The organism is Tardiphaga sp. vice154 (assembly GCF_007018645.1).
Lineage (GTDB): Bacteria > Pseudomonadota > Alphaproteobacteria > Rhizobiales > Xanthobacteraceae > Tardiphaga.
In genome coordinates this window covers 3,662,595-3,683,080 of record NZ_CP041399.1, presented here as the reverse complement: position 1 = coordinate 3,683,080, position 20,486 = coordinate 3,662,595, and the positions used below count along the sequence as shown (strand labels likewise).

Genomic DNA, 20,486 nt, shown 5'->3' with positions numbered 1-20,486 from the left:
CATGAACTTTCTTCCCTCATTGAAACCCAGCCGAGCCAGCGCGGAAATGACCGGCGTCGAACCCCAAAGGTTCAACCGCAGCGAAAATCTGGACCGTCTGGAAAACGAGCGTTTCGATATTCTGATCATCGGTGGCGGCGTCACTGGCGCTTACGCCGCGATGGACGCCGCATTGCGTGGCTTTCGCGTAGCCCTTGTTGAGAAAGACGACTTTGCGTCCGGAACTTCATCAAAATCCTCGAAAATGGTCCATGGTGGCCTGCGCTACATCGAGCAGGGCAATATCGGTCTGGTGCGGCATTCGTTACTTGAGCGTCAGCGGCTTCGTCGTAACGCGCGACATCTGGTGCAGCGACTTCCGTTTCTGTTTCCGATCATGGAAAAGGCTGGAGTGTTCGACAAGCGTCTTGCCAAGGCGTTCGAGGGCCTACTCTGGACCTACGATATCGTCGGTGGATGGCGCGAAGGCGTCCTGCACCAGCGCCTCAGCAAGGCGGAGGTCCTGTCGCATTGCCCGACCTTCAAAGAAGACGATCTGATCGGTGGTTTGATGTATTTCGACGCTCGCGTCGATGATGCCCGCCTGACCCTCAATCTTGCCCGAACCGCCGCCTTCCACGGCGCGACCATCGTCAACCATACGAAAGCTCTCGAGATCACGCGCGACATGCGCGGCAAGGTCGATGGCGCCGTCGTGCAGGCCGGCGAACGCGAGATCCAGATCAAGGCGGCTGTTGTCATAATGGCGACGGGCGTTTGGCTTCGAGATTGGAGCGGAATCAAGAAGGGCGCAGACAGGACGCTTGAGATCAGGCCTGCAAAGGGCGTCCACGTTGCCGTTCCCTGGTTGAAGATCCGCAATGACTGCACTGTGACAATCCCAGTGCCGGGCCGAAGCCGACGCGCAACCATCACGCGCTGGGGCGACGTCTCGTATCTCGGCACGACGGACGAGGATTACACCGGCGACCTCGACGACGTGCTGTGCACGCGCGAGGATCTGGATTTCCTTCTTGAGGGCGCACGCTCGGCGCTAAAGACCGATTTGAGTCCGGAAGATGTCGTCGGCAGTATCGCCGGATGCCGGCCGCTCGTGGCGCCGCCCGGCGGCAAGACGCTTGAGATCAAGCGAAACCACAAGATCGACATCGCGGCAGATGGCCTTGTCACCGTTGTGGGCGGCAAGCTCACCACATCGCGCCACATGGCTGAGGAAACGATTGACGCCGCGCAGAAGGTGATTGGTAAGAAGGCCCGGTGCCAAACCAAAAGTGCCTACTTGTTAGGAGCGCCAGGCTACGACTCACAGGCCATTGTGGCTTCCGGCGGAATGCAGGCACATCTCGGTGAGAGATACGGGACCGAAGCACGCTTCGTCAGCGATATTCTTCAGTCTGATCCGAAGCTCTCGACGCCGATTGTTGAGGGGCTGCCGCACAGCGAGGCCGAGGTTGTATATGCGATCCGACACGAGATGGCTGGTAGTATCGATGATGTATTATCGCGGCGCATGCGGGCCCGCTTAATGGCACGGGACGCCTCCGTGCGGGCCGCGCCCCGCGTTGCAGAAATTCTGAAGTCCGAACTCGGGCTTTCCGAACAAGTCGTCGCGGACCAGGTGAAAGATTTTCTCGCCAGTGTCGCGCATGAAAAACTCGTTCTTATGGGAGTTAAGTAGATGCTTAGCAAAGATGCCATCCGCCGCGGTTACAATCGCGGCAAATACGTCGTCGGTGCGCACACGCCACCAGCTTTTGTGGCTCGCCTCACGGAAACATCGTCGACGTCAGGATTGCAGCGAGATCCTGTCGCTGTCAGTGAAGATATAATCGCGAAGCTGCGGGCCGTCTCGGATGAGGTGATTACCGAAACCTCTGCTGTCGTCGCCTGGACACGTGATTGGTGGGCCGCATCCATGGTGACGGAGACCGCTGGTAAGCCGGCTACCCCAAACGCTGTTGTTGTTCGGGTCTCGACCGTAGAGCAGGTGCAAAGCGTCATGCGCATCGCCAACGGAGCGGCAATTCCGCTCACGGTTTCGGCCGGCCGCAGCAACGTTACGGGCGCTGCACTCCCCGTGCGCGGCGGCATCGTGCTCGACCTCTGCGACATGAACAAGATGATCGGCTTCGACAAGGAAAGTCAGATTGTTGAAGTCGAAGCCGGCATGTTCGGCGACGTTTTTGAACAGATGATCCAGAGCGACTATGGCATGACGATGGGCCACTGGCCGTCCTCGTTTGGCATCAGCACGGTCGGCGGGTGGGTCGCCTGTCGCGGCGCAGGCCAGCTATCCACGCGTTACGGCAAGATCGAAGACATGGTGTTTGGCCTCGACGTGGTCCTGGCGGACGGCAGCCTGGTCACCCTCGGTGGCTACGCGCGGGCCGCGCTGGGACCTGACCTGCTGCAGCTTTTCATTGGTTCCGAGGGCACGTTGGGCATCGTCGTCCGCGCGCGTTTCAAGCTGCATCGTCTGCCGGACTATGGCCGTGCCATCGCTTACGGCTTCACGTCCTTCGCGGATGGCCTCGAAGCCTGTCGCCAGATCATGCAGCGCGGCGCCAATCCAGCTGCCCTGCGGCTTTATGACGGTCTAGAAAGCGGGGTGCAGTTCGGTCTGCCGGAATCCAACGTACTTCTTATTGCCGATGAAGGCGCGCCCGAGATGGTCGACGCCGTGATAGCGATCAGCCAAAAGGCATGCGAGGAACTGGGTGAAAAGCTTGACGATGCCGCCATTCTGGAGCGCTGGCTGGACACCCGCTATTTGACCGGCAAGAGCGCGGAAGGTTTCAAGCCAAGTCCCGGATTCGTTGCCGACACGCTGGAGATGACTGGCCGCTGGCGCGATCTTCCCGCGATTTACGACGAGGTTGTTGCTGCGCTCAAGGCCATTCCCGGAACGCTTGCTGGTTCGGCGCACCAGTCACACGCCTACGTAGATGGTGCGTGCCTATACTTCTCGCTTCGCGGCGAAGTTGCGGTCGACAAGCGGGCCGAATGGTACCGCCAAGCGTGGGATGCCGCCAATGCAGTGCTTATCAAGTTCAATTCCAGCCTCAGTCACCATCACGGCATCGGCTTGCTGCGGGCACCCTATATGGCAGACGCGTTGGGATCCGCCTTTCCAGTTCTAAAAACCGTCAAGCGTGCGTTCGACCCCCAGAACATTCTGAACCCGGGGAAGCTGGGACTGAGTGACAACGTCGTCGCGCGCCCCTAAACAACGACGATGGACAAATCACTGGCGATTAGGCTGACGAGGCACCCGGTTATTGCGACGCTTTACGGCGCCGAGCATCTGGATGACTTCATCGATGGCGAGGCCGAGATTTCGATTGTTGCCAATTTCGAGCTTCGCAAGCTGCAGTCAGTGATCCAGTCGCTTCTGGATGCCGACAAATATCCCATCGTCAACATCGACAGTTGCGATGGGATTTCCCAGGATAAGGGTGGGATCGAGTATCTTGCCGAGATCGGAGCGAAAGGTCTGGTCTCAACGCGAGTGGCAACCATTCAGCGTGCAAAAAAGTCTGGTCTCGTAGCGGTACAAAAGGTTTTTGTCACCGACCGCTCCACCTTTCCGAGAAGCGTCTCGGCGCTAGAGCAAAGCGAACCTAACTTGGTTCAATTGATGCCGGCGCCGATGCTTGCTCTTATCTCGGCTCAAGCGCGCAAAGCGATGCCGCCCATCATGGCATCAGGATTTGTGTGTGGCCGCGACGATATCGTGAGCGCGATTCGCAATGGTGCGGTTGCAGTCTCAACTAGCGACAAGAAGCTTTGGCGGCTCAGTGGCAAAAGCCTTCGTCAATGATTAACGGGCGCATGCATGGACCGAGAGAGACCGGCCGCTCTTGGCGGCAGGTTCAACCGATCGCTGCAACACATTCGGCAAACTTCTCAGCTGGCGTCTGAGAGGCTGACTGAAAATGAAGGAGAGTCATTTCAATGGGTTGGGTAGGTCTTGATCGAAAGCCAGTTCGCCCGGTTGTATGCAAAAGATCCGCAGCTTCGGGCGGTCGCTGATTTTCGAACCAACTCAACCATCTCCGAGCACGTTTCCAAGCCATTGAAGTTGCTCGCAAACATTATGAGTCAGACTCTGATAGATCAAGGTCTTTCGTGGTCTTTCATTGAGCAGCCTCGCGATGGCATTAAGCCTGGCTTGGCTGTGGAGCGATAAATCGGTGCCACGCGGAAGATACTGGCGCAGCAATCGGTTTGTGTTTTCGTTTGATCCGCCCTGCCAGGGAGATCGAGGATCACAAAAATACACCCCGACCTCGGTGGCCAATGTCAGGCGCTGATGGTCGGCAAGCTCCTTGCCTCTGTCCCAGGTCAGTGACCGGTAAAGCTCGCCGGGCAATCGCCGCGATTGTTTGATCAGTGCCGATACGACGCTTTCGGTATCCTTGTTTGCAACCTTGACCAGCATCACGTAGCGCGAATGGCGCTCGACAAGCGTTGCGATGTAGCTGTTTCCTGATCCACCGATCAAGTCGCCTTCCCAATGGCCAGGCACCGCACGATCTTCAACAGAGGGTGGTCGCTCGCTAATGGATACAGCATTCTTGATCTGGCCGAGCCCGTTTCGTTTCATGCTGGCGTGCCGGGAGCGGCGAACCGTGCGCCTCGCCCTTAAATGTTCGAGCAACTCCTTTTTCAGCACGCCACGCGCCTGAATGAAGAGGCTGCGATATATCGTCTCGTGTGACACCTGGTTCTGAAGCTCCCTCGGATATGTTCGTTTCAGCCAGCCTCCAATCTGCTGCGGTGACCATTGCCGTCGCAGCAAGCTTGATACTGTCCGCCTTAGGAACGCACAGCAAGCCAGCTTGCAAAGCTTGGGGCGCCGCCCCCGATCCCAGGCAGCCTGATCAGACCCTGCAGCCCGATAGCAATCGGAACCACCATTGCGCTGCACCTCCCGGCTGATGGTTGACGGAGTTCGTCCCAAATGACGCGCAATCGAGCGTAACGAGCGGCGCATGCAGAGCCATCGAGAGATTTCCTCTCGTTCGGAAAGTGTCAGCGCTTGTTCGGCCCGGTGCCGATCCGGCGGGCGGATACCGCCTGTAGGCGAGATGACCGAGAAGACCGACGATGACTCGCGGTCAAACCGGCGTCCGATCGAACTCATCGGCTCGCCAGCCTGCCAGCGATCCCAGATCTCAGATCGCTGAGTGGCCGAATAATTAATGCGACGTCGCTGCTTCATGTCCCACTCCATCCTTGCTGAAGACTAGAGTGTTGCGATGACCGGTTGAACCCGCCGCGTAAAGCGGCCGTCCAAAAGGGGCATTTCGCAAACAGAGCATGACCGGTTGAAACAGCGGCCTGCTCCACAGCGGTGGCGCAGTGATGCCCGGCCTCACGTTCGCGAAGGTCGGAGACGGCATGAACGACGTGCCGGCGCTCGCCGCCGCCGATGTTGGGATCAAAATCGCCGGCGGCACCAACGTCGCCCTAGAGACCGCCGCTGCCGTTCTTCACGGCAAGATCTCCGAATCGCCGCGATGGTCGATCATTGGAAGCACACGATGCTCAACATCACGCAAAACATCGCGGTCGCGCTTGGACTGGCCGAGCGAACGCTCCGCACCGCGTCAGAGGGCGTGACCGATGCCGGGAGGCTGGCCATTCGAAATAGTCCGACGCACACCCGTCGGAAACTAATAATTTCCCGCAAAGCCCGGAATCTATGATTGGCCCGCACTGCGAAAGCCGACACGGATGCGTTCAAACTTGCCGTGTTTTTGGTAGTCTGAGACAATTTTTAGTTGACTGTTTGGTTGTCCGAATTCAGAAGCTGCGTGCGCTCGACGCTCCTGATCCACGCAACACTCGCTCATTGGCGTTATGACGGTCTCATCGGCGAGAAAGGTGCGGTTGAGAGGCTTCGGAACGTCGGACGTGGATTGTCGTTGTACGACATCAGCCAACAGGGAGCGTCGGGATGTCGAAGGTCACCCATAGCCACGGTCGCTTTTTCGAATCGTTGTCGGCCGCATCCTTCGCGCAGACCGCAGCTCACGGACATCAGGACATCAATTAGCGAGGGACAAGGAAGTCCATCCCTCCCTGACGTCGCAGGTGACTGTAAACTGATTTCGGCGCCCAGCGCCGATGCCAGACGGTGCTCGATCCGACTTCGGTCGGTTCAATCGTCAGCCGTCCCACCGAGATCGCGCCCTAAAATCGCGCTGCGGCGGGCATCGATGTATCTGCGGCGGCGCCCGCAAAAAAGTAGCTCATTCCTGCAGAGTTTGAAACGCCTCAATATTTGGCCGAGAGTGGGTCTCTCGACGAGTGAATGATCTTTTAGGATGGGACTGCGCAGGTGAACAGGTGGAAAGTAGCTGTGTCGTTGGCGGTGGTCGCGGTCGGCGGATACTTTTTTCTAAGCAAATTCGCCATCCGGCACGAAACCCTGGCATTGCATGATCAGGTGCGAAATCGCGACGTGATGGTGGATATGGCCGTCCGCCGCGATGCCGAACTCAAAGCGAATGCCGGCTACTCGACGCTGCCCGTCGCCGTGATCAGCCAAGGCAACACCGTGAAGAACACCGAGTATTCCTTCATCGCGAACGCCCTCGCCGCAAGGGGTTATCTCGTCCTCAGCGTACAGCATGACCTGCCGACCGATGCACCTTTGGTTACCGTGAAGGGCGCGCTGTACGCAGGGCGGCTGCCAATCTACGAGCGGGGCGAGGCCAACATCGACTTCGTGCTCGGCGAGATGAAGAGACGACAACCGAACGCGGACTACGGCGATCTGACCTTGCTGGGCCATTCCAACGGTGGAGACATCTCTATGTATTACGCAAAGCTGCACGCCTCTCGCGTGAAACGTGTCGTCACCCTGGACAATCTACGTGTCCCGTTCGTGACCGACGCCCGCCTCAAGATCCTGTCCTTCCGTTCGCATGATGACGTCTTCAAGGCGGACCCGGGCGTAGTGCCGGACGAGGACGCGGCGAAGGCTGCAGGCATCGACATCGTTCAGACCGACGCGCAACACACCGACATGAGCGACCGCGGTCCAGATCTGGTCAAGGCTTCTATCGAAGCGACGCTCGAGCGCTTCCTCGGCGACAGCTCTTCGAGCGATCTCACTTCGGCGGTCTCGAGCAAGCTGGCTGTGTTCGATCCTCAGACGATGGTCCCTTAAGGAAATTATAGAGCAGGTTCAACATGAGATCACCGAGCTGGACCTCCTGAGGCGAAATTGCCGATGCGTCAAGAAGCCATAAATCTACGCGTGCTAAATAGCTTGGCCGCGATCTGGCGCAGGACGGTCAGAAACGCGTGCAGGAAAACTTAACTGCTGCAGGAGATCGATTTCGCGCAAGCGTCCTCGTCCGCTACAGCGAACGGAAGGAGGCGGCCGACAAGCTGGCGGACCGGTTGCGGCTGAGCGAAGCGCTCGGACTTGCCGCACTGCGTCGCCTATCGCCTCGGTTTTTGAAGGCGTTTAACTTCAGAAAATTGACAGGCCGCTTGTGGCGCAAAGCGGACCATCGAGTTCGGCCGTAACGCTTCCAAGTTACGGATTGACCGATCATTTTAAATACGAGATAGGTGAATTTATCTATTAACGAGTCAACGCGCGTGTCCCTGACGCATGGAGGCGTTCCGAAAGTCAGTGCGATGAAAACGCGACGTGCGGCCCCTAAAATCATTGCGCGTGATCCCCTCGCGACCAAGGCGCGGATACTCGACGCTGCGACAAGCGAATTTGCATCGCGAGGATACGATGGCGCCCGGGTCGACGCGGTCGTCAAGCGGGCGCGCTGCAATATCAATCTCGTCTATCATTACTTCGGCAACAAGGAAAAGCTCTTCATCGCTGTGATGGAGCGCGCCTATGGCAACATTCGCGCACACCATAAGGATATGGAGTTGCGCCACGCGGAGCCGGAAGAAGCGATGCGCGGCCTAATCGTGTCGACGTTCCGGATGTTTGTGAATTCGCCGGATGCGATAGGGCTTCTGGTCTCGGAAAATATCCACCGCGCGCGCCACATCAAAAATTCGCAGCTGATCGTCAGCATGTATGATGCCTTGCTGGATTTCATCCGGGAAACGCTCGACCGCGGCGCCGCGAAGGGCGTGTTCCGCCGGGGCGTCGATGCCACGGACCTGTTCATTTCGATCAATGCCGAAGGTTATTTTTACCTTTCGAACCGGCATACGCTCGGCGTCATCCTGCATCAGGACTTCATGACGGAAGAACGGCTGCACCAGCGCGAGACGTTCATCACTGAGGTCATCATGGGATTCCTTCGCCCCTGAGAGCGTCGTCGTCGAACCAGAAATTTTGAAAATTTCATGCGTCCGACTCGCTTGACACTGACGTGCCGGACTACTAAGTGAACGCTTAATTAAAAACGGAGGAAGCAAAATGAGCGAGTTCCTGCAGTCGCACGATCTCCCAGCCACCATTGCCACCGAAGAGATCCTCGAGGAGTTGTTGTCGCGGCCGCCGGAATGGCTCGGCAAGCTGCTTGCGGATGCGCCGGGCGACATCATGGTTCTCGGCGTCGGCGGCAAGGTCGGCCCCACGCTCGCACGCATGGCGAAGCGGGCGGCGCCAGACAAACGGATCATCGGCGTGGCGCGCTTTTCCGAGGCTGGACTTCGCGAACGGCTCGAGAGCTGGGGCATCGAGACACTGTCGTGCGATTTGCTTGACCGCGAGGCGCTTAATGCGCTGCCGGATACGCCGAACATCATCTACATGGCCGGCAAGAAATTCGGCACCGACGTCGACCCCAGCTTCTCCTGGGCGATGAATACGCATGTACCGGCGATGGTTGCCGAGCGTTTCCATAAATCCCGCATTGTGGCGTTTTCGACGCTATGCGTTTATCCGTTCGCGCCGATCAGCGGCGGCGGCTGGGACGAGAGCGTCCAGCCGGGAACGGTCGGCGACTATCCGACCAGCTGCACGGGGCGCGAGCGGATGTTCTCCTACTTCTCCCGCCAGCACAAAACGCCCGGCCGCCTCATCCGGCTCAACTACGCGATCGATATGCGCTACGGCGTGCTTCACGATATCGCCCGCTGGGTGATGGACGGCACCGCGATCCCGATCGGAACCGCCTACGCATCGGTTATCTGGCAGGGCGACAGCAACGCGCAGATACTCGGCGCGCTGGCACACGTCACGACGCCGACGTCGCCGCTGAACGTCGGTGGCCCCGAGCATATGAGCGTGCGCATGGCAGCCGAGGAATTCGGCCGCATCTTCGGACGCAAGCCGGTCTACGAAGGCGAGGAAACGCAGACGGGCTGGTACAACAGCACGCTGGCAGCGCAGCGGCTGTACGGCTATCCGACGGTGTCGCTGGCACGCATGATCGATTGGGTCGCCGACTGGATGCAGCGCGGCATGCCGTCCCACGACAAGCCGACCCATTACGAGGAGCGCGGCGGTCAGTTCTGATCGGTCCTGCCGGACACACCGCGTGCATCGACCATCGATGCGCGCGCCCTCCCTGATGCTGGAAATCCAACATGAGCAAGACAACTGCACCAGGCCTCGGCCTAATGGCGTTTTGGTCGGACATAGATCCCGATTACGTTCTGCGCTATCAGCAGTGGCACAATTGCGAGCACATCCCAGAACGCGTCGCCATTCCAGGGTTCCGCGAGGGTCGGCGTTATCGTGCCATGGGCGACGCGCCTCACTTCATGATGTTCTATGAAACGGATGCGACCAGCGTGCTGGCGTCGGACGCCTACATGGCCGCGTTGAACGCGCCGACCGACTGGACGCGCGAGGCGCTGACCCGCTTCAGGAGCCCGGTGCGCAGTATCTATTCGCGCTTGGCTGAGGTCGGCGACGCGGGACGTTTCGCGGCGCCCTACATCACCGCGCTGCGGTTCGATCTGCCGGACGGCCGTGAGGGCGACTATGTCGGCGCCTGGATGCAGGCCGTTGGCGAATGCCGCGGCGTATCGCGGGCGCGGCTGTGGCGGGCCGATGCCGCAGTCAGCAATATCGCGACGTCGGAGCGCAAGATCTACGGCGGCGGCCCTGGCAAGCAGGCCTATCTGGTGATGATCGAACAGACGTTGCCGCCGGATCGGCTTACCGATCCAGTCGCCGCAGGCGATGCTGCCTGCGCAGCGCCCCGCCAAGACGAAGAACGCGGCGCCTACTGGCTCGAGATCGCCCATCGCATCGCCGACCACTCATAAATTGCAACTGCGGGAATTTATATGAAGCTTGTCAGATTTGGAAACGTCGGCGAGGAACAGCCGGGCATCATCGATCAGGCGGGCGCGGTGCGTAGCCTCGCGGGTGTCATCGCGGATCTCGACGGCGCCGCGGTCTCGCCGAAGGGGCTGGCCAAGCTCGCCGCGCTGGATTTGGACAGCCTTCCGCTCGCCCCGCGGGGCGCCCGGATAGGCCCCTGCGTTGGCCGCGTCGGCAAGCTGATCGGCATCGGCCTTAACTATTCCGATCACGCCGCGGAAGCCGGGTTGCCGGTCCCGACCGAGCCGATCGTCTTCCTGAAAGCAACGAGCTCGATCTCGGGCCCTTACGATCCCGTCGAAATTCCCGCAGACGCGGTGAAGACGGATTGGGAAGTCGAACTTGCTTTCGTGATCGGCACGCGCGCCAAGAACGTGTCCGAGGCCGACGCGCTGAAGCATGTCGCCGGTTACTGCATCCTCAACGACGTCTCCGAGCGCGCGTGGCAGATTGAACGTCAGGGCCAGTGGACCAAGGGCAAAAGCCACGACACGTTCTCTCCGCTGGGACCGTGGCTCGTGACGTCCGACGAAGTCGTGGATTCCGGTAATCTCGGCATGCGGCTCGAGGTCAACGGGGTGAGCAGACAGGACGGCTCGACCCGGACGATCATTTTTGGCGTCGGCCATCTCGTCAGCTATTTGAGCCGCTTCATGACGCTACACCCCGGCGACGTCGTGACCACCGGCACGCCGCCCGGCGTCGGTCTCGGCATGAAGCCGCCACTTTATCTCAAGGTCGGCGACGTGATGCGGCTCGAAATCGACGGGCTCGGTCATCAGCAGCAGACCGTCGTGCTGGAAGGCGCGTAGCCGATGGCCGGTCAGGACGCAGCCTCCATCGGGCAATTCGACTACATCGTCGTCGGCGCCGGGTCCGGCGGCTGCGTCCTCGCCAACCGTCTGAGCGCCATTCCGAACGCCCGCGTGCTTTTGCTGGAAGCCGGCGGCAGCGACAACCGGCTGTGGGTTCACATCCCCGTCGGCTATCTCTACACGATGGGCAACAAGGCCGTGGACTGGTGCTTCAAGACCGAGCCCGAGCCGGGACTGAACGGCCGCTCGCTGAATTATCCCCGCGGCAAGGTGCTTGGCGGCTGTTCGTCGATCAACGGCATGATCTATATGCGCGGCCAGGCGCGGGACTATGACGTCTGGCGCCAGATGGGCAATTCCGGCTGGGGCTGGGACGATGTCCTGCCGTACTTCCTGAAGTCGGAGCGGCACTACGGGCCCGCCGACGACCATCATAGCATCGGCGGCGAATTGCGCGTCGAGGAGCAGCGCCTGCACTGGCCGGTGCTCGACGCCGTCCGTGAAGCCGCGGCCGAACTCGGCATCGCGCCGACCGATGATTTCAATCGCGGCGACAATGAAGGGGCTGGCTACTTTGCGGTGAACCAGCGCGGCGGCGTGCGCTGGAACGCGCGCAAGGCCTTTCTCGATCCCGTGAAGAACCGCAAGTACCTGCGCATCGAGACCCATGCCGAGGTCGAGCGCATCGATATCGAAGACGGCCGCGCCACCGGAATCGTCTACCGCAAGGGCGGACAATCTTTCCGCGCCGACGTCGGCGGCGAAATCGTGCTGGCTGCCGGCGCCATCGGCACGCCGAAACTGCTCGAACTCTCGGGCATAGGCTCCGGCGAAGTGCTGTCGCAACACGGCATCGCGGTGAAGCGCGAGCTTCCCGGCGTCGGCGAAAATCTGCAGGACCATTTGCAGATCCGCACCGTATTCGGCATCACCGGCGCCAAGACGCTGAATGACATGACGGCCGGCTGGTCCGGTAAGCTGCGGATCGCGGCTCAATATGCCTTGCGGCGCAGCGGCCCGATGGCGATGGCGCCAAGCCAGCTCGGAATTTTCACGCGCTCGTCGCCCGACTACGAAAGTGCCAATATTGAATATCACGTCCAGCCGCTGTCGCTGGAAGCCTTCGGCCAGCCGCTGCATCGCTTTCCCGCGCTGACCGTCTCGGTGTGCAATCTGCGCCCGGAAAGCCGCGGCACCTCGCATATCCGCAGCGCCGCATCTGGCGATGCGCCGAAAATCCAGCCGAACTACCTATCGACCGCGAGCGACCGGATCGTCGCGGTCGACAGCATCCGGCATGCGCGCAGGCTGATGGCCACCAGGCGCCTGCAGGAGTACCGGCCGGAAGAGCTGAAGCCCGGCCTGTCGGTGATGACCGAGGACCAACTCGCGCGCGCTGCCGGCGACATCGCCACAACGATCTTTCATCCCGTCGCGACCGCGCGGATGGGGCAGGATCCGATGGCCGTGGTCTCATCCGATCTGAGGGTGCATGGCGTCGACCGCCTGAGTATCGCGGATGCTTCTGTGATGCCGACGATACCATCCGGCAATACGCACGCCGCCGTGACCATGATTGCAGAAAAAGCCGCAGATCTTATTCGCGCGCGGCGCGGTATCTAACGACAAACTACATTTGCATAATTCCATTTGAAAACTTGATTGCGCCTGATCGGCGCTTGACACCAGCAAGTCGAAACGACTTAATGTAACGACGTTACCCCTAGAAGGTAACGATAAACTCTGGAGGCTCTGTTGCGGTCGTGTTCAGCCATTCGCAGCTACCGCTGTCTGATGATCGCGCGACGCGGATCACGCGGTCGCATCGTTGGCTGGCGCCGCGCCGGCTGGCTTTCAGCTTTATCTTGCACGACATCGCGTCTGGAGCGCCTGGGATCGGCCATGGAAGCGATCAACGCTGGCGCAAGCCGGTTGTGGTGCAGTTGATATGGAGAAAGTTGTGATGGCCGGGACGCGCTCCGATTCCAAGCGCAGTGCGACCAAGCCGGTGGAGACGACCGTGCTCGCTGTCGAGCGCGCGCTGGAAACGATCCAATTGCTGTCCGACGCTGCGGATGGCCTAAGCTTGGCGGAAATTTCGCGCGAACTGATCATCAATAAGGCGATCGCATCGCGTCTGCTCGAGACGCTCGAACATGCCGGCTATGTCTGGCGTGACGATGTCGCGCAGCGCTATCACCTGACCTACCGGATCAGCAATCTCGGCCTGCGCCAATTGCAGCAATCCGGACTGCTTGGCCAATGCACCAGCGTTCTGGAAGACTTGGCGGAGCGGACCGGCGAACTTGTCCGCCTCTCGGTGGTAGAGCGCGGCGAGAAGATCACCTGGGTCTATGCGGTGGTCGGAACGCGTCGCACGTTGCGCATCGATCCTAATTTCAATTTCGAAGTCAGCCTGCACAGCCACGCTACCGGCAAGGCGTGGCTGATGACCCTGCCGTTCCAACGCGCGGCCAAGTTGATCGACCAAGCCGGGATGGCGTCGCTGACGACGCACACCAATGTCGATTACGAGATCCTGCGCAAGGAGCTCGACAGTTCCAGCCGGCGCGGCTTCGCCTCGACCTTCGAGGAAAATGAAATTGGGGTAGGGGCCGTTGCCGCCCCGATCATGGCGTCGCGGCTTTCCGGCGCCACCGAATGCGTCGGCGTGGTCTCGGTGGCGGCTCCCACCAACCGCATGACGCGGACACAGATCGAGGCCTGCGGCCCGCTGGCCGCGGAGGTCGCGTCCCGCCTCGCGCGGATGTGGCCGCTGGACGAGCGCTCCCCGTTGCGACTTCAACGACCGGCATGACTGACAGACAGGAGACCGACATGAATAAATTGACCGACTTCGCGCCCCGTGGCGTCATCCCCGCGGTGCTGCTGCCGTTTCACGATGATTTTTCGATCGACGAAAGCAGCTTCCGCAGCCATTTGCGTGATATCGCCGCCGTCAAAGGCCTGTCGGCGGTGACCGTAAACGCGCACTCCACTGAAGTTGCCTCGTGCACGGCGGAAGAGCAGAGCCGAATTCTTGAAATCACCATGGACGAAATCGGCGACCGCCTGCCGATCGTTCATGGCGTCTGGGCTGACGGCAGTCTGGAAGCGGCGCGCATTGCCAAGCGCGCGCAGGCCGGCGGGGCGTCCGCTTTGCTGGTGTTCCCACCGGCCCCGTTCACGCTCGGACAGAACGCCGACATGGCCGTCGCCCACTTCAAGACGATTGCTGCGGCGTCCGATCTGCCGATCATCCTGTTCCAGTATCCGCTGGCGACCGGGCAGGGCTATCCGATGGCGACGCTGACGCGGCTGCTCGACGAGATCCCGAACATCCGCGCGATCAAGGACTGGACCCAGAACGTCCAGCAGCACGAAAACCAGGTGCGCGTGCTGCAGTCGCGTAGCCGGCCGGTCAATGTGCTGTCGACCAACAGCGCCTGGCTGTTCAGTTCGCTAGTGCTCGGCTGCACCGGATTGCTGTCGGGCAGCGGCAGCGTGATCGCCGACCTGCAGGCGCAGCTGTTCCGCGCCGTGAACGCCAACGATCTCGTCGAGGCGCGCCGCCTGAACGACCGCATTCATCCCGTTGCGAGCGTGTTCTATACCGAGCCGTTCGTCGACATGCACAACCGGATGAAGGAGGCGCTGGTTCTTCTTGGGCGCTTGCCACGGGCCGTCGTTCGCCCGCCGCTGGTGAAGATCAAGGAGCCGGAGATCACGCGCATTCGCGAGGCCCTGATCGCGGCGGGATTGCTGGATGCGTCCGGCAACCGGCGCGAAGCCGCTTAGTTTTTAAGAACGACGGCACGGCAGACGCAAGATCTGCCGGCCGAATTACCAAATCAAAAAAACAATTCATTGGGATGGAAACGAAATGACACACAAGAAGTCTTGGCTCACCGCCGTTCTGGCGACGGCGACGCTGGCGTCGGCCGGCATTGGACATGCGCAGGAGAAGCCTCCGGTCAAGATCGGTTTCGTGACCGAATTGACCGGCGCCTGGAGCTTCTTCGGCACCAGCTGCGTGGCCGGCCTGAAGATGGCTGAAAAGACGCTCAACCCGCCGGGCAAGCGCAAGATCGAGTTCGTGATCGCCGACGATCAGACCAGCCCGGCGCAGGCAGTGGCGGCCTCGCGCAGCCTCGACGTGCAGGACAAGGTGCTCGCGCTGAGCGGCCCGACCAGCTCCGATACGGGCCTCGCGGTGTACGGCTATGCCGAGCAGAACAAGGTGCCGTTCGTGGTGCCCGTGGCGGCGTTCCCGCAGCTCACCAAGCCCGGCACGCGCTACACGTTCCGCCTCGAGCCCGATGCGGTGGGCTGGGGCTATGCGATCTCCAAGTTCGTGGAGAAGCAGAAGCCGGGCGGCAAGATCGCCATGATCTATTCCGATTACGCGCTGATGCGCGCGATCACCGCCGGCATCAAATATCAGGCGCCGCGTTCCGGCCTCCAGATCGTCGGCGATATCGCCTTCCCGCAGGGCTCCAACGACGCCACCGTTCAGGCCGCGCAGATCCTCGCTGCCACGCCCGATTTCGTCGTGGTCAGCGGCGCCGGCGGTTTCGACAATACGATCACCAACCAGTTGCTCGACCTCGGCATCAAGCCGGAACAGATCATCCACCCGTTCGGCATCACCACGCAGGTGATGAACTGGGGCAAGCGCAGCGTCGGATCCTATTACGGCACGTTCTTCGACTCCAACCTCGATTCGCTGACGCCCGAAGGCAAGACCTTCGTCGAGGAGTTCACGGCGCAATACGATCGCCCGCCGTCCTATGGCGAGAACTTCTGCTACGTCACCGCCAACGTTATACGCGAAGTGATCGACGCCAATCCGGACGCCGCCGACGACCGCGAGAAATTCCGCGATGCGATGTCGGCCTTGAAGACCAAGGAAAAGACCTCGGGCATTCCGATCGAGTTCGACAAGAACGGCGCACGCATGGAGTTCATGTACTTCCTGCAGATGAAGGAAGTGACCGCTAAGACCTACAAGGCCAAGCAGGCCTTCTACATCGAGTGGGATCCGGAAGTCATCCCGGTCTACACGCTGGTCAAGTGATAGCCAGGGCCGCCGGACATTCGGCGGCCCGTTTCTCCCGGAGTAGCGCGCTTGTCTGACGCAAATCTTATTATTTTTCTTTCAACGATATCGACGGGCCTGATTCTGGGTTCGATCTTCGCACTCGTCGCCGTCGGCGTGACGATCGTCTATGGCTCGATCTGGATGCCCAACGCCGCGAACGGCCAGTTCTTCGTGCTGGCCGCGTTGCTGGGCTGGACCATGACGGTAAGCTGGGGCATTCATCCGGCCATCGCTGCCGTCCTGGTGATCGGCATCAGTGTGCCGCTGTCGTACGGGCTCGAATACATTCTGGTGCGCCGGTTCTACGACGTGCCCAATCGAAACATCTCCTACTTCGTGCTCAGCCTCGGCATCACGCAGATTCTCACCGGTATCTTCGCGGCCACCTATGGGCGCTGGAGCGACCAGTTCCAGTTGCCGCCGCTGATCAGCGGCATCACCTTTGTCGGCCCGTTGCCGGTCGCCAACAACCGGCTGATGGTGCTGGCGCTGGCATTGTCCATCCTCGCGGCCTTGTTCGCGCTGCTGCGCTATCATCGCTACGGCCGCGCCATCCGCGCCGTGTTCCAGAACCGCGACGCGGCTGCCCTGCGCGGCGTCAACGTCAAGGCCAGCTACAGTCTGTCCTTCGCGCTCGGCAATGCCGTGATCTTTGCCGGCGGCATCCTGTTCGCGCTTGCCTACAGCTTCGATCTCACGGTGGCGTGGACGATGTCGATCACCGCCTTTGCTATCATGATCATCGGCGGTCCCGGCTCGGTGCTGGGTGCGGTGATCGTCGGCATGGTGTTCGGCTTCACCCAGGCGGCGGTCTCGACGGTCGCGAGCCCGACCATTGCGGCGTTTTCCTACCTTGGCGCGATGCTGTTGATCCTGCTCTTCAAACCATCGGGACTGTTTGCGCGATGACGCCTGTCACAGAAAACAAAGACCGTTGGCTGCTCGCCAAAGGGCATTGCTTGCCGCTGGCATTTTTTGCAATGGTCGCCTTCGCAACGCCGTTCCTGTTGTCGGGCAATCGCTACTTCGCCTTTGTTGCCGGCGTGACGATGATCCACATCTTGTGGGCGTCCGGCATGAACCTGCTGTACGGCTACACCGGGCTGATGCCGCTGATGTTCGCGGGCCTGGCCGGCATCAGCGCCTATACGGTCGTGGGGCTTACCGCGTCGGGCTGGTCGTTCTGGCTGGCGCTGCCGGTCGGGGCGTTGGCGGCATCGATATCGGGAACAGTGCTCGGGCTGCCGTCGCTTCGCCTCAAGGGCTTCTATTTCACGCTCTGCTCGCTGGTGATCCAGACGGTGGTGACGCTCGGCTTCATCTACTTCTCGGGTCTCACCAACGGCGATACCGGCATATCGCAGATACCGCTGCCGTCGATGGGCGGCCAGCCGCTGTCGGCTCTTGCCTACGATCTCGTCCTGTCGGCCGCGGCGGTGATCGGCGTGATCGTTCTGATCTTCATCGTCAAGTCGACGCTGGGACGGAGGCTGATCGCCATTCGCGAGGATGATGAGCTTGCCGGCATGCTGGGGATCAACGTCACCGGCTACAAGATGATCGCCTTCTTCATCGGCTCGCTGTTCGCCGGAATCGGCGGCGCGCTGTACGCGCCCTATATCGGCTTCATCTCGCCGCGGTCGTTCGATGTGTTGATCAGCATGAACATCTGGCTGATGGTCGCCTTCGGCGGCCGCGGCACGATTTGGGGCCCGGTCATCGGCGCCATCCTGCTCGCGCCTTTGTCGTTTCTGCTGCAGGAATATTACACGGTGAAGGACATCCTCTACGGCCTGCTGATCATCGCGGTGATCGTCCTGATGCCGGCCGGAATCGCCGGCGGCTTCCTGCGAAAGAAAAAAGAGACGGCGCCGCTCGACGTGCCGGCTACGCCCAGGGGTACAAAATGAACGATATCCTGCTGGATGTGAAAGCGGTGTCGAAGCGGTTCGGCGGCGTGGCGGCGCTGAAGGGAATCGATCTCGTGCAGCACCGCGGCGAGACGCTGGGCATGATCGGGCCGAACGGCTCCGGAAAAACCACGTTCGTCAACGTGATCTCCGGCCACACCAAGCCGAATAGCGGCACCGTGTCTTTCGACGGCCGTTCGGTATCCGGGACCAACCCGTTCCAGATCGCGAAAGCCGGGCTGACGCGGACTTATCAGGCGGTGCGGGTGTTCGGCGAACTGACGGTACGTGAGAACGTCGCCACCGCGCTGGTCGATGCGCGCGACGCGGCTTCGCCGGAGGCGGTGGCGGAAATCGCCGACTGGCTGCGCATCACCCATCGGTTCGACAAGCCTGCGGGATCGCTGACCCTGATGGAGCAGCGGCAGGTCGAACTGCTAATGCGGCTGGTGCAGAAACCCAAGCTGATGATGCTGGACGAGCCGGTGGGCGGCCTGTCCTCGGCCGAGGTGCGCACCATGATCGGCGTGCTGTCGGAGCTCAAGGGTCGCTGCACGATCTTCGTCATCGAGCACACCATGAAGGTGATCCGCGAACTGGCCGACAAGGTCGTCGTGCTGATGGCCGGCGAGAAGCTTGCTGAGGGGCCTCCGGCGCAAATCCTGGCGGACCAGCGCGTAATCGATAAATATCTCGGGACAGCAGATGCTTGAAATTGAAGATCTGACGGTACGCTACGGGCCGTTTCTCGCTGTCGATCATCTCGCGATGAGCGTCGGCAAGGGCGAAATCGTCGGCGTTGTCGGTCCGAACGGCGCCGGCAAGTCCTCGATCGTCAAGGCGATCGGGGGGCTCGTTGCGCCCAAGTCGGGACGCTTGACCTTCGACGGCAACGATCTGCAGCAGGTGCCGACGCACAAGCGGATCGAACTCGGCATCTCTGTCGTGCCCGAGGGCCGCGGATTGTTTCCGCGCATGTCAGTCGAGGAGAACCTCGTCATCGCCGGCGATCCGCTCGGCGACAGCAAACGCACCTTACGAAATATCGAGCGCTGCTACGTCATGTTTCCGATCCTGAAGGAGCGGCGCTGGCAGGCGGCCGGCACGCTGTCGGGGGGCCAGCAGCAGATGGTCGCGGTGTCGATGGGCCTGATGTCGGACCCGCGCCTTCTGATTCTCGACGAGCCTTCGCTCGGCCTTGCGCCAATCGTGATCGGCGAAATCGGCAAGGCGCTGAAATTGCTCGGCGCGGAGGGGCTGACCGTGGCGTTGTTCGAGCAGAACGCCAAGCTGACCTGCAACGTCGCGGAGCGTATCTACATCCTGGCCAGCGGTGCCGTTCGGCATCACGACCGGGCACAGGATTTACTGAACAATCCGGAAATCCTCGACCATCTGATGTAGCGCAGGCTGCATGACATGCGGGAAGGGCCTCGTTCCGAGGGGCTGCTCCTGCAGATCCGCGTTTCTGAAAGGCATAGCTATGATGATCGGCGTTGCAGGGCTTGGGCGAATGGGAAGCGCGATCGGCCAGCGGTTGATCGAGGTCGGGCACGAGGTTTCCGTTTGGAACCGCTCGGCGGAAAAGGCCGGGCCGCTGGCCGAACTCGGCGCTCACGTTGCCGCGTCACCGAATGAGTTGGCGCAGCGCTGCGATATCATCATGACCGTCCTCACAGACGCGGAAGCGATCGGTCGCGTGTTCGACGGCCCCGAAGGGCTGCTGGGCGGCGACGTCGCCGGAAAACTGTTCGTCGAAATGAGCACGGTGCAGCCGGCGATCCAGCAAGCGCTCTCGCTGCGAGTGATAGAACGCCGCGCCGCGTTTCTCGAATGTCCCGTCGGCGGCACCGTCGGCCCGGCGCTTGGCGGCAAGCTGCTCGGCTTTGCCGGTGGCACGGCGGAGGACTTCGAGCGGGCGAGGCCCGTCCTCGACCAGCTCTGCCGTCGCGTCGAACTGATGGGTCCGGTGGGCGCAGGGTCGAGTATGAAGCTCGCCGTGAACCTGCCACTGGCCGTGTTCTGGCAGAGCTTTGGCGAAGCCTATGCGCTGTGTCGACATCTCGGTCGCGATCCCGATTGGATGGTCGAATTCTTCGCCGAAACGTCGGGTGCGCCAAACGTGCTTCGCTCGCGGGGACCCGCCGTCGCGCGGGCGCTGCAAGGCCAGGATCCCGGCTCCGCCACTTTCGACTGCGACTCCATCCGCAAGGACTTGCGCACCATGGTCGCCGAAGCGGCGACCCTCGGCCTCGAGCTTCCCCTGGCGCAGCGGACGTTGGCCGTGTTTGACCAGGCGAGCAGGGAGGGCTGGGGTGGCCGCGACTGCACCGAATTGCCAGCCTTCTGGTCGACTTCGCATTCATCCTGACCCAATGCGACCGGAG

At 61.1% G+C, this 20,486-nt stretch carries 19 protein-coding genes; 18 read left to right on the top strand and 1 reads right to left on the bottom strand.

The window, feature by feature from the left end:
* Position 1: 1 nt before the first annotated feature.
* From FIU28_RS17200 to FIU28_RS17190, 3 genes are read left to right on the top strand one after another with little or no spacing between them, the layout of a single operon-like run.
* Positions 2-1,678, top strand: a complete 1,677-nt coding sequence (locus FIU28_RS17200; protein ID WP_143574420.1) for a glycerol-3-phosphate dehydrogenase/oxidase — start codon at positions 2-4, stop codon at positions 1,676-1,678.
* Complete coding sequence (locus FIU28_RS17195; RefSeq protein ID WP_143574419.1) at positions 1,679-3,226, top strand: FAD-binding oxidoreductase; 1,548 nt, start codon at positions 1,679-1,681, stop codon at positions 3,224-3,226.
* A 9-nt stretch (positions 3,227-3,235) separates the two neighbouring features.
* A complete protein-coding gene (locus tag FIU28_RS17190) occupies positions 3,236-3,820 on the top strand; it encodes a glycerol-3-phosphate responsive antiterminator (RefSeq protein WP_143574418.1) in 585 nt (194 codons plus the stop codon).
* Positions 3,821-4,045: 225 nt separating this feature from the next.
* On the opposite strand, the gene FIU28_RS17185 is transcribed toward FIU28_RS17190, so the two are convergent.
* Positions 4,046-5,224, bottom strand: a complete 1,179-nt coding sequence (locus tag FIU28_RS17185) for an IS30 family transposase (RefSeq protein WP_143574417.1) — start codon at positions 5,222-5,224, stop codon at positions 4,046-4,048.
* Positions 5,225-5,403: 179 nt separating this feature from the next.
* Here FIU28_RS17185 and FIU28_RS17180 point away from each other — a divergent pair, with 179 nt between their 5' ends.
* The 15 genes from FIU28_RS17180 to FIU28_RS17110 all read left to right on the top strand — a co-directional run bounded on the left by FIU28_RS17180 (position 5,404) and on the right by FIU28_RS17110 (position 20,470).
* Positions 5,404-5,625 carry a hypothetical protein gene (locus tag FIU28_RS17180; protein WP_168209923.1) on the top strand — a complete coding sequence of 74 codons (222 nt, stop codon included), beginning with the start codon at positions 5,404-5,406 and terminating at the stop codon, positions 5,623-5,625.
* 742 nt (positions 5,626-6,367) lie between these two features.
* Positions 6,368-7,180, top strand: coding sequence for an alpha/beta fold hydrolase (locus tag FIU28_RS17175; RefSeq protein ID WP_246660718.1), 813 nt, complete (start codon positions 6,368-6,370; stop codon positions 7,178-7,180).
* 440 nt (positions 7,181-7,620) lie between these two features.
* Complete coding sequence (locus tag FIU28_RS17170) at positions 7,621-8,304, top strand: TetR/AcrR family transcriptional regulator (RefSeq protein WP_143574415.1); 684 nt, start codon at positions 7,621-7,623, stop codon at positions 8,302-8,304.
* Between the two features lie 109 nt (positions 8,305-8,413).
* Entirely contained in the window at positions 8,414-9,457 is a 1,044-nt protein-coding gene (locus FIU28_RS17165) for an NAD-dependent epimerase/dehydratase family protein (protein ID WP_143574414.1), read from the top strand.
* Positions 9,458-9,528: 71 nt separating this feature from the next.
* The gene (locus FIU28_RS17160) at positions 9,529-10,215 is read left to right on the top strand and encodes a DUF4286 family protein (protein ID WP_143574413.1); all 687 of its coding nucleotides are present in this window, start codon (positions 9,529-9,531) and stop codon (positions 10,213-10,215) included.
* Positions 10,216-10,236: 21 nt separating this feature from the next.
* Positions 10,237-11,085 carry a fumarylacetoacetate hydrolase family protein gene (locus tag FIU28_RS17155; protein WP_143574412.1) on the top strand — a complete coding sequence of 283 codons (849 nt, stop codon included), beginning with the start codon at positions 10,237-10,239 and terminating at the stop codon, positions 11,083-11,085.
* Positions 11,086-11,088: 3 nt separating this feature from the next.
* Positions 11,089-12,711, top strand: coding sequence for a GMC family oxidoreductase (locus tag FIU28_RS17150; protein ID WP_143574411.1), 1,623 nt, complete (start codon positions 11,089-11,091; stop codon positions 12,709-12,711).
* A gap of 340 nt (positions 12,712-13,051) precedes the next feature.
* Positions 13,052-13,906 (top strand): IclR family transcriptional regulator, encoded by an 855-nt coding sequence (locus FIU28_RS17145; protein ID WP_168209955.1) that lies wholly within the window; start codon positions 13,052-13,054, stop codon positions 13,904-13,906.
* A gap of 20 nt (positions 13,907-13,926) precedes the next feature.
* Complete coding sequence (locus FIU28_RS17140; RefSeq protein ID WP_143574409.1) at positions 13,927-14,886, top strand: dihydrodipicolinate synthase family protein; 960 nt, start codon at positions 13,927-13,929, stop codon at positions 14,884-14,886.
* Between the two features lie 85 nt (positions 14,887-14,971).
* Positions 14,972-16,165, top strand: a complete 1,194-nt coding sequence (locus FIU28_RS17135; RefSeq protein WP_143574408.1) for an ABC transporter substrate-binding protein — start codon at positions 14,972-14,974, stop codon at positions 16,163-16,165.
* Positions 16,166-16,216: 51 nt separating this feature from the next.
* Positions 16,217-17,098, top strand: coding sequence for a branched-chain amino acid ABC transporter permease (locus tag FIU28_RS17130; RefSeq protein WP_168209954.1), 882 nt, complete (start codon positions 16,217-16,219; stop codon positions 17,096-17,098).
* Between the two features lie 71 nt (positions 17,099-17,169).
* Entirely contained in the window at positions 17,170-18,099 is a 930-nt protein-coding gene (locus FIU28_RS17125) for a branched-chain amino acid ABC transporter permease (protein WP_210247732.1), read from the top strand.
* On the top strand, positions 18,096-18,812 hold the full coding sequence (locus FIU28_RS17120) for an ABC transporter ATP-binding protein (protein ID WP_143576246.1): 717 nt from the start codon (positions 18,096-18,098) through the stop codon (positions 18,810-18,812). Before FIU28_RS17125 ends, FIU28_RS17120 begins: the two co-directional genes overlap by 4 nt.
* Positions 18,805-19,503 carry an ABC transporter ATP-binding protein gene (locus tag FIU28_RS17115; RefSeq protein WP_143574405.1) on the top strand — a complete coding sequence of 233 codons (699 nt, stop codon included), beginning with the start codon at positions 18,805-18,807 and terminating at the stop codon, positions 19,501-19,503. Before FIU28_RS17120 ends, FIU28_RS17115 begins: the two co-directional genes overlap by 8 nt.
* Before the next feature lie 79 nt (positions 19,504-19,582).
* Entirely contained in the window at positions 19,583-20,470 is an 888-nt protein-coding gene (locus tag FIU28_RS17110) for an NAD(P)-dependent oxidoreductase (protein ID WP_168209952.1), read from the top strand.
* Positions 20,471-20,486: the final 16 nt, after the last annotated feature.

Coding starts and splice junctions, on each gene's coding strand:
- FIU28_RS17115 (WP_143574405.1), top strand. CDS start 18,805: ATGCTTGAAATTGAAGATCTGACGGTACGCTACGGGCCGTTTCTCGCT.
- FIU28_RS17160 (WP_143574413.1), top strand. CDS start 9,529: ATGAGCAAGACAACTGCACCAGGCCTCGGCCTAATGGCGTTTTGGTCG.
- FIU28_RS17125 (WP_210247732.1), top strand. CDS start 17,170: ATGGTCGCCTTCGCAACGCCGTTCCTGTTGTCGGGCAATCGCTACTTC.
- FIU28_RS17110 (WP_168209952.1), top strand. CDS start 19,583: ATGATGATCGGCGTTGCAGGGCTTGGGCGAATGGGAAGCGCGATCGGC.
- FIU28_RS17190 (WP_143574418.1), top strand. CDS start 3,236: ATGGACAAATCACTGGCGATTAGGCTGACGAGGCACCCGGTTATTGCG.
- FIU28_RS17195 (WP_143574419.1), top strand. CDS start 1,679: ATGCTTAGCAAAGATGCCATCCGCCGCGGTTACAATCGCGGCAAATAC.
- FIU28_RS17200 (WP_143574420.1), top strand. CDS start 2: ATGAACTTTCTTCCCTCATTGAAACCCAGCCGAGCCAGCGCGGAAATG.
- FIU28_RS17145 (WP_168209955.1), top strand. CDS start 13,052: ATGGCCGGGACGCGCTCCGATTCCAAGCGCAGTGCGACCAAGCCGGTG.
- FIU28_RS17180 (WP_168209923.1), top strand. CDS start 5,404: ATGAACGACGTGCCGGCGCTCGCCGCCGCCGATGTTGGGATCAAAATC.
- FIU28_RS17165 (WP_143574414.1), top strand. CDS start 8,414: ATGAGCGAGTTCCTGCAGTCGCACGATCTCCCAGCCACCATTGCCACC.
- FIU28_RS17185 (WP_143574417.1), bottom strand. CDS start 5,224: ATGAAGCAGCGACGTCGCATTAATTATTCGGCCACTCAGCGATCTGAG.
- FIU28_RS17155 (WP_143574412.1), top strand. CDS start 10,237: ATGAAGCTTGTCAGATTTGGAAACGTCGGCGAGGAACAGCCGGGCATC.
- FIU28_RS17150 (WP_143574411.1), top strand. CDS start 11,089: ATGGCCGGTCAGGACGCAGCCTCCATCGGGCAATTCGACTACATCGTC.
- FIU28_RS17135 (WP_143574408.1), top strand. CDS start 14,972: ATGACACACAAGAAGTCTTGGCTCACCGCCGTTCTGGCGACGGCGACG.
- FIU28_RS17140 (WP_143574409.1), top strand. CDS start 13,927: ATGAATAAATTGACCGACTTCGCGCCCCGTGGCGTCATCCCCGCGGTG.
- FIU28_RS17120 (WP_143576246.1), top strand. CDS start 18,096: ATGAACGATATCCTGCTGGATGTGAAAGCGGTGTCGAAGCGGTTCGGC.